The following is a 13995-nucleotide window of genomic DNA, read 5'->3' as shown; positions in this document are numbered from 1 at the left end:
GATTGAATGATTGAATGGGGGAGGAAAGGGAGGAAGGAGGAAAGGGAGGAAAGGGAGGAAGGAGGAACGGAGGAAGGAGGAAATATTTTTTCCTGTCTCCATTCTCCCTTCCTCCATCCTCCCTTTCCTCCCATTTCTCCCTTAATTAAAATGCATACCGCAAGCCAATCTGGATCTGGTAAGGGCTTCCATTTAAGCTGGAAACACCGGTTCCGTTGCTCATGCCGTATCCGTATCTTTTGGCAGTTGCGTCGAATGATCTGATGGTGTAAAGGTTTTGCTTGCCTAGGTTGGTTCCTACACCCCAGTCTTTGTTCAGCAGGTTAGCTACGTTGAAAATGTCAACTGATGCTTCCAGACCATGGTTTTTGTAGAAATTGAATTTCTTGGCCAATCTCAGATCAAACACCCCGTAGAAACCGTTGATACCTCCGTTACGCTCGGCGATTTTACCCATATCTCTCGTCAGATAATCCTTGATGCTTTGCTCAGCTTCCGGATTGTTCAGGATTGCATTGATACCGTCGCGAACAACTTGTGGCGTTTCAGGGCTGTTTGGGTCATAAATGTATGGAAGGTCGTTTGAAGAAACGAAGTCACCATTCATGTTACCGTTAACAGCCAGCGAGTAGCGCGTTCCACCGATACCTGAGTAACGCAGACCCAATGTTACGCCCCAGATGCTTGGCGCAGTTCCGTAGAATACTACTTTGTTGCGGAAGTGGTTGTTCGCATAAGTAATGCGGCTCAGATCGCGTGGATCGTCATTCACCATCAAATCAAGCGTTGCCGTGTTTGCTACGTTACCGTTGTACGAAGTGTTGTCTTTTGAATCGTTCCAGGTATACGAGAAAGTGATCTGTCCGTCCTTGAAATAACGGTAAGTACCGTCAATTACCAATGCAAGCTGGTTTTTCTTACCAATGCTATTCAGTTCAAGCACGCGACCCACTTGCTTCGTCTTGCGGCTGTCCAACCAGTTGGTAGCTCCGTTTTTAGCATTGATCTTGTCAGCCGGAACGTATACGCCACGGTTGGCTTCTTCTGCAATGCGGAAATAGGGATCTTCTACCATGTTGCGGTCCACATACATATAGTTGTTGCGCGCCCATGAAGCATAACCGCTCACACCGATACGCAGACGATCGCTGAAGAAGTGGTTATACGAGAAGTTCGTTTTGTAAAGAACAGGGATTTTCGCATTGGCATTGTTCATGTTGATCGTGATCAGACGCTCGATGCCGGGCGTATTAAACAAATCAGCACCTGGTGCAGTCGAAGGATCTTCACGGTAACCCGGGAAGTTAGGTTTCGGTACCAATGCACCCTGGATTTCAACTGCTGCTACTTTCGTTCCGTCAAACAACATGTTGTTGATCATCGAATACGGGTTCAGCTGCGAACCGAAGATACCCGCACCGAAACGGATAATGTCTTTGCTTTGCTCATTTACATCCCACGTAAATTGTACGCGTGGCTGCAATTGCGTTGTATTGATCTTGTTGTCGGTACGCAGGTTCAACTCATCAAATACGACCTGGCTGAAATTCGCTTTGTTCAGGTATTGGGTGTTGTCCAGACGCAGACCAGCCACCATTTCAAGACCACGCGCCAGTTTGGTATCCATTTGTGCATAAAGACCTGTTGCCAGAGAATTGACGATCGAGCTTGGGTCGTCCTTCAAATTGATCTCACGGGCATAACGGTAAGGCGTCTGGTTGTTAAAGTTGTCAAGACCAGTGAAATAGAAACGTCCGTTCATTTCGCTACCATAAACCGACTTCATGCGGTTGAACATGACATCAATACCAAATGTAAAGTTGATTTTGCCGGTGTTGTAATACACATTGTTCATCGCCTGGTAAACCTGTCCTCTAAACCACTCAGGTGAGAAACGCTGACCGCCGATTTGAATGGCGGTGATATAGTTGTTTGTTCCCGACGTCGAGTTGATGTTTTCAACAATTGCACGTGGAATACCGGCAGAAGGAAGCTCCGAGCTTGGGATTACCGCCTCATACTGATAAAGGTGCTGTACTTTAAATTCGTTCGTTAATTTCGGGCTCACGATCGTACGAAGGGAGGCCATGATGCTGTTGTTGAAACGCTCACGGTCGATATAAGATTCGTATGCATTAATGCTCGTATTGTCACCTTCCGACAGCTTGTCGTTTTCCTTAATCAGGTTATTGCGGAGCGTCAGCAGGTTTTTGGAATTCAACTGCCAGTCAATTCTTGCGAAAATTGCGTCAGTTCCTTTTTTCTTGCCAAATGAACCAAACTGCGGATTGTTGGAAACACCGTATTTTGATCTTGCAATATCCAGAAAGTTATCCAGCGTTTCCTGCGTTACGCGGTTAGCCGCTACGTCTGCGTCAGATTGCAGGTTGGCGATAAAAAGAGGACGTGAGTCGGCCTGATGGTCCCAGGCTACAAAGAAGTGCGCTTTGTCTTTTTTCAATGCACCACCCAGCGACAAACCGAATTGATTAGTCGAGAAATCCTGCGTTCTTTTATTTCCTCTCAAATCATAACCACTTGAAAGCCAGTCTGCACGCATGAAGTTAAATACGCTACCTGTCAATTGGTTTGTACCCGATTTGGTTACAGTGCTGATCGTTCCACCACCTGCGCGGCCGAGTGTAACATCGTATTCATTGGTAACCACCTTGAATTCACGGATCGCCTCCATTGAAATGGCGTAGGTACCTCCGGTTTCACCACCCGCAATGGTACTGCGCGAGGTCATACCATCAATTGTATAGTTGGTAGAAGATCCCAGCTGCCCGCCAAGGCTGTTACCGTTGCTCAATGGCGAAAGTTCAATCAGCGAGGTGAAATTCCGTCCGTTTACCGGCAATTTGGTAATGTCTTTGGCAGTAATAGCGGTTGACGCTCCAAGGCTAACAACCGTGTTTTTCAGTGAGTTCGCCTTAATGTCAACGGCTTGCAATTCATTTGCACTGCTTTCCATTGCGAAGTTCAACCTCAGCTGATCGCCCTGGTTCAATGCATATCCCGTTTTCTTTTGTTCTCCAAACCCTACAAATGAAACTGTGATAGAGTAAGGTGAGCCCAATGGAAGCTGCTTGATGACGTAATCACCATTGACATCGGTAACAGTACCAGCCTGAAAACCGGTAGATTCATTTCTGACCAGAACGGTCGCGCCAGGGATCGGTCCTGCCTGTACTTCGGTTACTTTCCCGATAATTGTTGCCTCATTACCCTGCGCAAAACCTGTGAGGCAGGCGCAAAAAAGCAAGGCGAACAATGCAATACATCTTGTAATTGATCGATTCATTTTGTGTTTGTTGTTAATTTAATCGTTGTTTTAAAAATTGTGGGTTGCGCATTTTCTTCACACACCAGGCGGGCTGGTGATACTTGTTATTCAAGAGAAGGTGTTTAGGTGGATTAATTAAATGGGGCGCTGCTACCGTGTGCCGGTATACGCATGGAGTTCAGGTTTCGTGTGCAATTGCTGGTGCTCATTTTTAACGCCCGCAAAAGTAAGTCGGCAATGTTAAGGCTGTGTTATCGCTGGATTAAGGGTTAGTTAATCTATACACCCGATTTTCCGGCGTCTTTTTTCTTCGCTTCACCCCGGCATTTTTACATTTGGCCGACGCTGGCATTTTAAAGCATTAAAGCGCTGTGCAGTTTTGTCGTGTTATTGACCTTCAAAAAATCCAGACATGAAAGCATTACTATTAGCCTTGACAATCTTTCTTTCAGGTAGCGTTGCCGCGCAGCAGGGTACCCAAACCGTCCGCGGCGTGATCCGCGACGAAGTTTCCAATGCGCCTGTGATCGGCGCTTCCATTTTATTGCTGCAAGCCGACGGCGCAACTCCGGTGGGTACTACTACGGATGTAAATGGCGACTTTCGCATTACCGGCATTCCCCTCGGCCGGCAGTCTTTCCGCATTACGATGGTGGGTTATGAAGAGCAGCGGCTGTCGAACATGGTGGTTACCTCTGGCAAGGAAGTGGTCGTGAATGTGACGATGACGGAGAATATCCAGGCGCTGAATGAAATCGTGGTCACCGCCGACCGGACCAACGACAAGAGCAAGACCAACAATGAACTCAGCCTCGTGAGTGGCAGATCTTTCAATATTGAAGATACCAAACGTTACGCAGGTTCACTGGGCGACCCTTCGAGAATGGCGGCCAACTTCGCGGGTGTGGTTTCCGGCGACGATTCTCGGAATGATATTGTGGTGAGAGGCAACTCGCCGACCGGCATGCTCTGGCAGCTGGAAGGATTGAATATCCCCAATCCAAGCCACTTCGGTTCATTTATGGCCACCGGCGGACCGATCAGTATGTTGAATAATAATGTGCTCGCAAAATCCGATTTTCTGACGAGCGCTTTCCCGGCGCAGTATGGGAATGCATTGTCTTCTGTTTTTGATCTGCGGATGCGGGAAGGGAACAACCAAAAACACGAGTTTGTCGGCCAGATCGGGTTTAATGGTTTTGAAGCGGGCGCGGAAGGGCCTTTTTCTAAAAATTCAAAAGCTTCGTTTTTGGTCAATTACCGCTATTCGACACTCGGCGTGTTCAAGGCGCTGGGCATTCAGTTCGGTACGGGAAGCGCGGTGCCGGATTATCAGGATCTCAATTTTAAAGTGACAATACCAACCGGGCAAAAAGGTAAGCTGACACTTTTCGGCATTTTGGGTGGAAGTAAAGTAGATTTTCTGGGCTCAGAGGTGGACACTACGCTCACTAATTTATATGGTACCGAAAACAGCAATACCCGTGTGACCTACAAAACCAATATCGCCGGGCTGGCGTACGATTATAACATTTCTTCCAAAACCTTCGCCCGGCTGACTTTGGGAATGAGTACCACGCGAGAAAAGTTCAGCGGCGATTCGATCAGCATTGCAACGCGTGAAGCATTCCCCAGCGGCGAGTCAAAATACAATACTGCCAAATATTCGGCGGTACTTAACCTGCGGCATAAAATGAATGCAAAAAGCAGCTTGTACGGCGGTGTCACTGTGGATTTGCTGGATTTTGATCTGTTTAACAAATCCATTCACAAAGGCGGTACGCTGGATAGTGTCAGGGTGAATGTAAATGGAGAAAAAAATGTGCTGACCCAGGCTTACGCGCAATGGCGGTACCGTTTTTCACCCAGACTTTTACTCACAACCGGCCTGCATTTCCAGCATTTCAGTTTGAATAACAGCATAGCCCTGGAACCGCGGGCGGGCCTGCAATATGGGCTGGGAAGTGGACAATCGCTGAGTATAGGGTATGGATCGAACAGCCAGACGCAGAGTTTATATACTTATTTTATAGAAACACCAGCTGAAAAAGGCGCGGTGCAGACGAACCGAAACCTTGACTTTACCCAAAGCCACCATTTTGTAATGAGTTACGAAAACAGGCTGGCGGAGAATCTGATGCTAAAAATCGAACCATATTATCAGATATTGAACAATGTGCCGGTAGAGTTGAGGACTTCCACCTACTCGACGCTCAATACCGGCGCGTCTTTTGGTCCGACTGACCGGGATAGTCTGGTGAATAAAGGTTCGGGCAGGAATATGGGTATTGAGCTCACGCTGGAAAGGTATTTCGATCAGGACTACTATTTTCTCCTGACAAGTTCTCTTTTTGATTCAAAATACAAGGGAAGCGACGGTGTAGAGCGGAATACGGCATTTAATACGAGATATGTGGTAAACCTGCTGGCGGGAAAAGAGATTAAAATGGGGAAGAACATGGAACAAGTGCTGGGCTTCAATCTCCGGACTACACTGGTAGGCGGCAAATATTTCACGCCGCTGAACGTGGCTGCGTCGCAATTCAGGAAAGAAGCAGTTTATGACGAGAATCTGGCGTTTTCGGTTAAACAGAATCCCTATTTCCGGACAGATCTGCGCTTTTCATACAGAAGAGAAATGAAGAAAAGTACGATTGAAGCTTCGCTGGATTTGCAGAATGTATCGGCCAACAAAAACATCTTCCAGCAAACCTATAACCCGCGGACCAATCGCCTGGCGAACCAGTATCAGCAGGGGTTTTTCCCGGTACCCTATTTCCGCTACACATTTTAATCGGGTATTGCGGGTATTAACTTAATTTCATGTGCCGAAGGATCATTTTCATATTGCCTCAGAATAATTTAAATGAAGGAACCACCCTACAAATTTGACGACCGCAAAATGCGACTGATCGGTATCCCCCTGGGAGGAATACTGATACCGATGATGATCAATTTTGACGGGTTCATGAAACTGAGCGCGGACTTCGGTATCAGCGTATTGTTTTCTACATTCATTACACTCATACTCTGGGAAGGTAATCGCGCCATCATCATGCGGATGTGGCAAAAGTTTCCGGATCACAACCAGACTACCCGCCGCGTCCTGTATGAGTCGGCGCTGGGTCTGCTATATGTTCTGATCATTAGCATTATACTGAACGAAACGATTTGCAAACCTTATTTTAAGCATAACGCATTCCTGATCACTTTCCGGATCAGCATAGTGCCCACGATCATCGTTTATCTGATCTACGAATCAGTATACTTCTTTGAATCCTGGAAAATGAATGTGCGTAAAACCGAGTCACTCATGCGGGAGGGCGTGCAATCGCAGCTGGAAGTGCTTAAAAATCAGCTCGATCCGCATTTTCTGTTCAATAGTATGAATACCCTGGCCGCGCTGATCGACGATGAGAATACCGATGCGCAGGATTACCTCGAACGACTTTCGGACGTGTACCGGTACGTGCTCGTCAGCCGCAGCAAGAATACCGTGACGGTAGAGGAGGAGATCGCTTTTGTCGATGCTTACGTGTATTTGAACAAAATTCGATTCCGGGATAATTTGCAGGTTACCAAGCAGCTGTCGGCCGGTACGATGAAACAGCACGTTACCCCGCTCAGTTTGCAGATGCTGATCGAGAATGCAATCAAGCACAATGTAGCATCGCGCAAGCATCCTTTGACGATCACGATCAGCGACGAGCGCGACGATTATCTGGTAATTGAAAACAACATTTCGGAAAAGACGATCCTGGAAAAATCGACGCGCGTGGGGTTGCAGAATATTATTAACCGGTACAGTCTGCTCAGTGAAAGGCAGGTGGAGATTATCAGAAAGAACGAACTCTTTACAGTGAAGATCCCGCTGCTTGGACAAGTGGTTTAATGCAGAAAATGAAACACATTTGATTTTAGCCATGAAAATTCTGATCATTGAAGACGAATACCCGGCGGCAGAGCGGCTGGAAAAACTGATCCGCAAACTTCACCCTAAAATCGAAGTAGCTGCGGTGCTGGATAGTGTAGAGTCTGCATTAAAATGGTTTGCAAAAGAAGAGCCGGTCGACCTGATATTTTCGGATATCCAGCTTTCCGACGGTCTAAGTTTTCAGGTCTTCGAAGAATATCCCGCCCATAGCCCGATCATTTTTACTACTTCCTATGATGAATATGCGATCAAGGCATTTCGGGTCAAAAGCATTGACTATCTCCTGAAACCGATCAAGGCGCCGGAGTTGGCGGAGGCGATCCGGAAATATGAGGTGATCAGGGAGGATTTTTCGCCCAAAGCTTATGCGAGAAAAGTGGAAACGCTCCTGGATAGTCTGAATTTTAGTAAAAAACCTTACAAAACGCGGTTTCTGGTAAAGAACGGAGAGCAGCTGATACCGGTGAACCAGGAGCTGGTCGCTTATTTTTACACGGCCAATGAAATGTCCTGCCTGGTGGCGAACGACGGGCGGCAGTACTTGGTGGATTACAAGCTGGAGGAGCTGGAAGCGCTGGTTGACCCGCTGAGCTTTTTCCGGCTAAACAGGCAGTTCATCGCGCGGATTGACGCTATCAATAAGATACATACCTATTTTAACGGGAAACTGAAAATAGAACTGCGGCCGCAGATGCCGCAAGAAGTGATCGTGAGCCGGGAAAAAGCGCCCGCGTTCAAAGCCTGGCTGGAAAGCTAATAATAAGGGCACAAAAAAGCCTCCGCGGAAAATATATCCCCGGAGGCTTTTGCATTTTTTATTTGGCAGCTCTCACAGCCGCGATAGGAAATTCTCCGTCGTTTGTAACAACCATTCCCATTAGTGAATCGCCTTTCTGTACCATATTAAGACTGATCATCCCGCCCTGGAAATCCACTTTGAAGGTTACTTTATTGTCAGTAACAGCGAGTTCTTTCATTTCGGCCCGGTCTGTTTCGCCCAGGTAACCTACCATTTTGCCGCCCTTTTCTTCAAATGTCATGGATCCTTTTTCATACTCCGGCGGAACATTCGAAACTGTGTAGTTCCAGGTACCGGCCAGCTTGTCGGCCACGTTGCGGGCTACCGCAAAAGCTGCGCTGGTGAAAAGCATGACGAGTAAGAGGTATTTCATTTTCATAGTCTAATAAATAAGGTTAATAATTATTGAATCCAGTCACCTGGTTCTTCCAAATTTAGAAAAAAAAGGATGTGAAAAGGATCAGCACTGAATTATATTTTTGATAAAGAAATTACAAATTATTTCCGGGTTCAAGTCAATTTTTGGTATTGGTATAGTTATATGATTATGAGCGTTATAGAATTAAATTCTGTGTTTTGTATTAAGTCAAAAATTTTATTCTTAAAAGCTCTAAGAAACTTGCAATTCTTTTTGATCTTTTTATGGCGGTGGTTCGTAGGTGTGGTAAATTGAATAATCTCTCAACAAAACCGGATTTGCCGTAATGGAAAACAACTTACTAAAAAATGCTGGCCCTATGCTTGAAAAAGTTAATCGGCGCTATTTTCTGAGATCAGCGGGAGTCGCTGCTACAACGGGTGCCTTCATCATGGGATGTACACTTGACGATCATAATATACCGGGTGAAGAGGTGGTTGACCTTGGTGTTGGCGACATTGGTATCCTGAATTATGCTTATGCACTGGAACAGCTTGAAGCTGCTTTCTACACACAAGTGATCATGACTCCTTATGCAGGAATGTCGGAAGAGGAAAAAACTATCCTTACTGATATTATGTACCACGAGATCATTCACCGTCAGTTTTTCAAAGCTGCATTAGGTGCTGCTGCGATCAAAGGTCTTACCCCAAATTTCGGAGGAATTGATTTTTCAAGCCGCGGCAGTGTTTTGGGTGCTGCAAAATTATTTGAAGATACAGGCGTACAAGCTTACAATGGCGCTGGAAATCTGATCAAAGATGTTAATTACCTGCTTATTGCCGGCAAGATCGTTTCAGTGGAAGCGCGTCACGCTGCTGCAATCCGTGATTTGCTGAACCCTAATTCTATGGATTTCGCTGGAGACGATGTGGTTGATACCGTAAACGGTTTCGACAAAGCTGTTAAGCCAGGCGTTATTCTTCCTGCAGTTCAGCCATTCGTTGTAAACAAAATCAGCGGAAGCGGCTTGCCTTCATAATTAATAACATAAAAACATCGGATCAAAATGAACTTACTTAATATACTTGACCAATTTCAAAAATTTGATGGCGACGCGATCGAGCGTATCGAATATACTTCGCGCCGTTTCTTTTTAAATAAAATCAGCACCAAAGTGGCTGCTGCTGCTGCTCCTGCTATCATCGCAGGTTCAATGAACAAAGCTTACGCGCAATCTTCGGAAGCGGTTGATGTGCTTAAATTTGCTTTGACACTTGAATATCTGGAAAACGAATTTTACAATATAGGTAACAAGACCGCTGGACTTATCCCTGATATGTACAAGCCTGTGTTCGCGCAGATCGAGAAACATGAGCTTGCTCACGTAAAATTCCTTGAAGCGGCTTTGGGTGTTACACCTCCCTTCAGAGATAAACCTACTTTCGATTTCACAGTAGGCGGAACTTACAAAGCATTTACTGATTTCGATACTTTCGTATTCCTTTCACATGCATTCGAAGACACTGGTGTTCGCGCATACAAAGGACAGGCTGGTACTTTGATCAAAGATCCACAGATTCTGGAATATGCATTGCAGGTACATTCAGTTGAAGCCCGTCACGCATCTATTTCAAGAAAAATCCTGGCTAAGATCAGAAACAGCAAATCCATCAAATCGTGGATCACATTGGATGAAGGATCTCCTGCACCGGTTTACAAAGGATCGAACAGCGAAGCAACAATCGTTCAGGGTGGTGTAAATCTATTGGATCTTGACCTGGCTGGTATCCCTGATACAGGTTCATTGAGATACAAAGCGGCAACAGAAGCATTCGATGAAATCCTGACCAAGGATGAAACGCTTGCTATCGCGATACCTTTTATTAAAATGTAATCGTACTTAATGATTGTGGAGTTGGTTTGTGAAGTAAGCAGGCTGTCTGGAAAGGCAGCCTGTTTTGTTTTATAAAAGAGCTGTAAAAATGTGACCAAATTGAAAGACTGACGTCTAAACAAAAATTCAACTTGTTTAGCCAGTTTTCTGATGAAGAAACTATTACTGCTTTTTGTTCTCTTTTGGGTAAATCAGCTTTCCGCCCAGCCCACCAGCAGCCAAAATTACATCCTGACGCGCACCTACAAACAAACCGGCGCGGCGGCGGGCGATGTGAGCAAAGTATCGACCCAGGTCCAGTACTTCGACGGGCTGGGCAGGCCAACCCAGACTGTGGAAGTGGGCCAGAGCCCGTCAGGTTCGGATCTGGTCGGCGCTTCCAGCTACGATGTTTTGGGGCGGCTTTCTAAACAGCATTTGCCTTACCCGGCAGCTGGCAGCGGCGCTTTCCAGCCAAATGCGGCGAATGCGGCGGCAGGATTTTATCAATCGGCACCGGCTGGGCTGGATGCTTCGGATTTGGGCAAACCCTACCAGCAGACCTTCTACGAAAAATCCCCGCTCGGCAGGGTTACCGGCCAGCAGGCGCCTGACAACAAAAGCTCGGCTTCGGTCACCAAACACAAGGTCAATGCAGCCAATCAGGTCAAACGCTACGATTTCGACCTAACCAATAATACATTATCGCAGGCCGGCCACTACGCAGCAGGGAGTTTATCCTGGATCAATGAAACCGACGAGGCTGGGAATGTGACCAATACCTTTACCGATAAGCTGGGCCAAATGGTTTGCAAGCAGATCGTCGCCTCGGCCCAGCAGACCCTTTTGACTTATTACGTTTACGATGACCTGGGGCTATTGCGGGCGGTTTTACAGCCTGGTTACCAGGATAACCCTTCGATTGCTGAGCAGGCATTTACTTATAGTTATGATGATCGTGGCAGGAACATTTCCAAAACCATTCCCGGCGCAGGTACGACCGAGCTGGTTTACGACCGTTTCAACCGGCCAGCACTTTCGCGTGATGCGGGCCAGGCCGCGCGCGGCGTTTGGGGTTTTACCAAATATGATGGAAGAAACCGGCCAATTGCTACTGGCGAAATCGCCTCGAACCTAAGCCGGGCAGACTGGTCAGCAGCGGTAGATGTAGGAACACTTCATCACGAAGAGCGCAGCAACGGGCAAATAGCGGGCTATACCCTGGACAAAACAGCGCCGAAAACAGCTACGGAAGCCAATCTTCTAAATATCACTTTTTACGATGATTACGCTTTTTCCAAAGCAGCCAATCTGGCTTACAGTTCAGTCTACTACCCTGCAAATAACGCCAATGTAAAAGGCTACCCAACCGGCACCCGCGCCCGGGTACTTCCCGGAGCAGGAGGCACTGGCGCCTGGCTGACTACTGTCAATTACTATGATGCCGAGTACCGGCCCCTGCAAACAACCCGCGAGCTATACGGACTCGGCGCAAGCGCAATTGAAAGAATATCCACCCAATACCTGTACGATCTGGCGCCGGTAGTAGCCGAGCAGAAAACCGAGCAGATTCTAGGTGGCAACAATACCAACACGCACGTTGCCACCCACACCTACGACCACGCAGACCGGCTTTTAAGCACGCATGAAACGGTAAGCGCGCCAACTGGTTCTCATGAAGCTTACACGGTCGCAAGGCGGTACAACCAACTTGGCCAGGTTTACACGCAGTGGCTGCATTCGAAAGATGGGAGCTACTTTTTGAGAAAAACCACTTACACCCAAAACATCCGCAGCTGGCAAACCTCTGCCAAAACTGTCTACAAAAAGCAAAACGACGGCCCCGAGCTTCCCATCTTCGGTTACGGGCTGGCTTACCTGAAAGGGAACAGCTACACAAATGGTAACATCAGTCAAACCGACTGGCAGGACAAAAACCTCCCTGCCAAGGGACTGACCTTTACCTACGACGGCGCAAACCGGCTGACCAGCTCGGTTGGAGTTAATGGATATACCGATACCGAGCAATCGATCAGTTACGATGCAAACGGAAACCTGAAAACGCTCACCAGGGCCGGCTCAGCCCAGGACCAGCTGACTTATACTTACTCGGGCAACCGGCTCACATCGGTGACCGACAACTCAGCCAGTAACACGGGCATCAAAGCCGGGCTGAGCAGCTACGCCTACGACGCAAGCGGCAACATGACCACCGACGGCGGCCGCAATGCAACCGTTACCTACAACCAGCTGGACCTTGCCAAAACCGTCAAGATCGGGGCAAAGACTTTTACTTACGATTATGACGCGTCGGGACGAAAGCTGCAATACACCGCCGATACGATCACGCTGCAATATGCTGGGATCTTCGAGTACCGGAAGGCAGGCAATGCAAGCAGCTTATACCGGGTGCAGCTCGCGGCGGGCGAAGCTGCGATACTGGCAGGAAAGCCTGTTTTTCATTATGCATTAAAAGACCATTTGGGCAGCACCAGGCTGGTTTTCAATGAAAAAGGCACCACCTTGCAACGGACGGATTACTACCCTTTCGGGCTGAGCATCAACCGCGACGGGGCGGCACCGAAAGTGCAGGACTGGGCAAGCCGGTACCTGTACAATGGCAAAGAGCGGCAAGTTGGCACAGGCTACCTGGATTATGGGGCACGGATGTACATGCCGGAAGTCGGCCGGTGGGGCACAATCGACCCAATGAGCGAGGCAGCAAGACGTTTTAGCCCGTACACCTACGGCAACGATAATCCACTTATCTTCATCGACCCGGACGGAATGCAAAGCTGGCACTTCGAAGGCAAGGCGGCAGAGGAAATGTTCCGGCAAGAGCAGCGGGAGCAGGAGGACAGGGAGAAGAAACGGGCTGAGAAGGACAAGCCTTTTGGTCTGCTGGCGAGAATGAAAGCGACTGGCTGGGAGCCGGGGCAGGAGTTGCCGGTTGTGGATGGGATTGAGAGTGATCATACGATTGACTTCACGATCATTCCGATTGCGAAGCCGTTAGAATGGCTGGTTAAGCCGCTTGTCGGGTTGGTTCGGGCGCAGTGGTTGGGGAGGGTTGGAGGCAGGGAGGCTGCAAAGACAGTAAGTAATAGTGCCAGCTTATCAACAAATGGAGCTAAGTTAAGTCAGCATTTAGGACAGCTTGAAAAATACGGGGCAGGAGGATTTAGAGAATTAGCTAATGGCAGATTTAGATATTACGGGCAAGCTACTTTAAATCGAGGGGACGCCAATTCTTTTAGAATGGTCCGAGAATGGAACCCCACGTCAGGAGGTAAGCGTACTTGGTTTGAAACATTAAATCCGAATGGTGGTATCATTCAAGTAAGACCTGAGTTCGGGACTGGTGTAAAAACGCATTATTTATTTAACATTACAGGAGATTATTTAGGAAAATGGTAGTTTCAGTTAACATAATTTTAGAAAAATATGCCTCTGTTTTGAATGGAAGCTTATCATATTCTAATGCTGATAGGTGGGCTTGGAAAATGATGCAATTATTTGACGACGGAAAGGTTGAGTTTGAGCCAAAAGAAGACGAAGAACTTATATGGCAACTAATTCAATATTTGTATGGTATCGATATGCCGGATGCAAGAGATAGGCTGAAACCGTCAAGAACGAATTTAGATATAATTGATTTCTTAAAAGAGAAGAATGTCTATAATCTATTGCATACAATCAAAAAGTAGCTATACCTCAAATCCATGATATTGTTTTTTAAGGT

Annotated in this window: 9 protein-coding genes; 7 read left to right on the top strand and 2 right to left on the bottom strand. The window is 47.2% G+C overall.

The features are described from left to right. Positions 1–145: 145 nt before the first annotated feature. The gene (locus LZG94_RS12205; RefSeq protein WP_233792171.1) at positions 146–3304 is read right to left on the bottom strand and encodes a TonB-dependent receptor; all 3159 of its coding nucleotides are present in this window, start codon (positions 3302–3304) and stop codon (positions 146–148) included. A 394-nt stretch (positions 3305–3698) separates the two neighbouring features. On the opposite strand from LZG94_RS12205, the gene LZG94_RS12200 reads away from it, so the two are divergent. The 3 genes from LZG94_RS12200 to LZG94_RS12190 all read left to right on the top strand — a co-directional run bounded on the left by LZG94_RS12200 (position 3699) and on the right by LZG94_RS12190 (position 7977). Beyond that, entirely contained in the window at positions 3699–6080 is a 2382-nt protein-coding gene (locus LZG94_RS12200; RefSeq protein WP_233792170.1) for a TonB-dependent receptor, read from the top strand. Between the two features lie 72 nt (positions 6081–6152). Continuing rightward, positions 6153–7178, top strand: coding sequence for a sensor histidine kinase (locus LZG94_RS12195; RefSeq protein WP_233792169.1), 1026 nt, complete (start codon positions 6153–6155; stop codon positions 7176–7178). 31 nt (positions 7179–7209) lie between these two features. After that, complete coding sequence (locus tag LZG94_RS12190) at positions 7210–7977, top strand: LytTR family DNA-binding domain-containing protein (protein ID WP_233792168.1); 768 nt, start codon at positions 7210–7212, stop codon at positions 7975–7977. Positions 7978–8035: 58 nt separating this feature from the next. Here LZG94_RS12190 and LZG94_RS12185 read toward each other — a convergent pair whose 3' ends face one another. Further along, the gene (locus tag LZG94_RS12185) at positions 8036–8392 is read right to left on the bottom strand and encodes a hypothetical protein (protein ID WP_233792167.1); all 357 of its coding nucleotides are present in this window, start codon (positions 8390–8392) and stop codon (positions 8036–8038) included. A 364-nt stretch (positions 8393–8756) separates the two neighbouring features. Here LZG94_RS12185 and LZG94_RS12180 point away from each other — a divergent pair, with 364 nt between their 5' ends. The 4 genes from LZG94_RS12180 (at position 8757) to LZG94_RS12165 (ending at position 13960) form a co-directional block, all read left to right on the top strand. Then, positions 8757–9419, top strand: a complete 663-nt coding sequence (locus LZG94_RS12180) for a ferritin-like domain-containing protein (protein ID WP_310589865.1) — start codon at positions 8757–8759, stop codon at positions 9417–9419. Between the two features lie 27 nt (positions 9420–9446). Then, positions 9447–10274: a ferritin-like domain-containing protein gene (locus tag LZG94_RS12175; protein WP_233792165.1), complete on the top strand. Its 828-nt coding sequence runs from the start codon at positions 9447–9449 to the stop codon at positions 10272–10274. Between the two features lie 150 nt (positions 10275–10424). After that, a complete protein-coding gene (locus LZG94_RS12170; RefSeq protein ID WP_233792164.1) occupies positions 10425–13670 on the top strand; it encodes a DUF6443 domain-containing protein in 3246 nt (1081 codons plus the stop codon). Beyond that, complete coding sequence (locus LZG94_RS12165; RefSeq protein ID WP_233792163.1) at positions 13664–13960, top strand: hypothetical protein; 297 nt, start codon at positions 13664–13666, stop codon at positions 13958–13960. Before LZG94_RS12170 ends, LZG94_RS12165 begins: the two co-directional genes overlap by 7 nt. The last annotated feature ends 35 nt before the right edge of the window (positions 13961–13995 follow it).

The organism is Dyadobacter sp. CY343, assembly GCF_021390335.1.
Classification (GTDB): domain Bacteria; phylum Bacteroidota; class Bacteroidia; order Cytophagales; family Spirosomataceae; genus Dyadobacter.
The sequence above is the reverse complement of the archived record's forward strand: the minus strand, read 5'-3'. Positions and strand labels throughout refer to the sequence as shown.

Bases quoted from the DNA above. Each gene is read 5' to 3' on its own strand.
- LZG94_RS12205 (WP_233792171.1), bottom strand. From the start codon at position 3,304: ATGAATCGATCAATTACAAGATGTATTGCATTGTTCGCCTTGCTTTTT.
- LZG94_RS12200 (WP_233792170.1), top strand. From the start codon at position 3,699: ATGAAAGCATTACTATTAGCCTTGACAATCTTTCTTTCAGGTAGCGTT.
- LZG94_RS12195 (WP_233792169.1), top strand. From the start codon at position 6,153: ATGAAGGAACCACCCTACAAATTTGACGACCGCAAAATGCGACTGATC.
- LZG94_RS12190 (WP_233792168.1), top strand. From the start codon at position 7,210: ATGAAAATTCTGATCATTGAAGACGAATACCCGGCGGCAGAGCGGCTG.
- LZG94_RS12185 (WP_233792167.1), bottom strand. From the start codon at position 8,392: ATGAAATACCTCTTACTCGTCATGCTTTTCACCAGCGCAGCTTTTGCG.
- LZG94_RS12180 (WP_310589865.1), top strand. From the start codon at position 8,757: ATGCTTGAAAAAGTTAATCGGCGCTATTTTCTGAGATCAGCGGGAGTC.
- LZG94_RS12175 (WP_233792165.1), top strand. From the start codon at position 9,447: ATGAACTTACTTAATATACTTGACCAATTTCAAAAATTTGATGGCGAC.
- LZG94_RS12170 (WP_233792164.1), top strand. From the start codon at position 10,425: ATGAAGAAACTATTACTGCTTTTTGTTCTCTTTTGGGTAAATCAGCTT.
- LZG94_RS12165 (WP_233792163.1), top strand. From the start codon at position 13,664: ATGGTAGTTTCAGTTAACATAATTTTAGAAAAATATGCCTCTGTTTTG.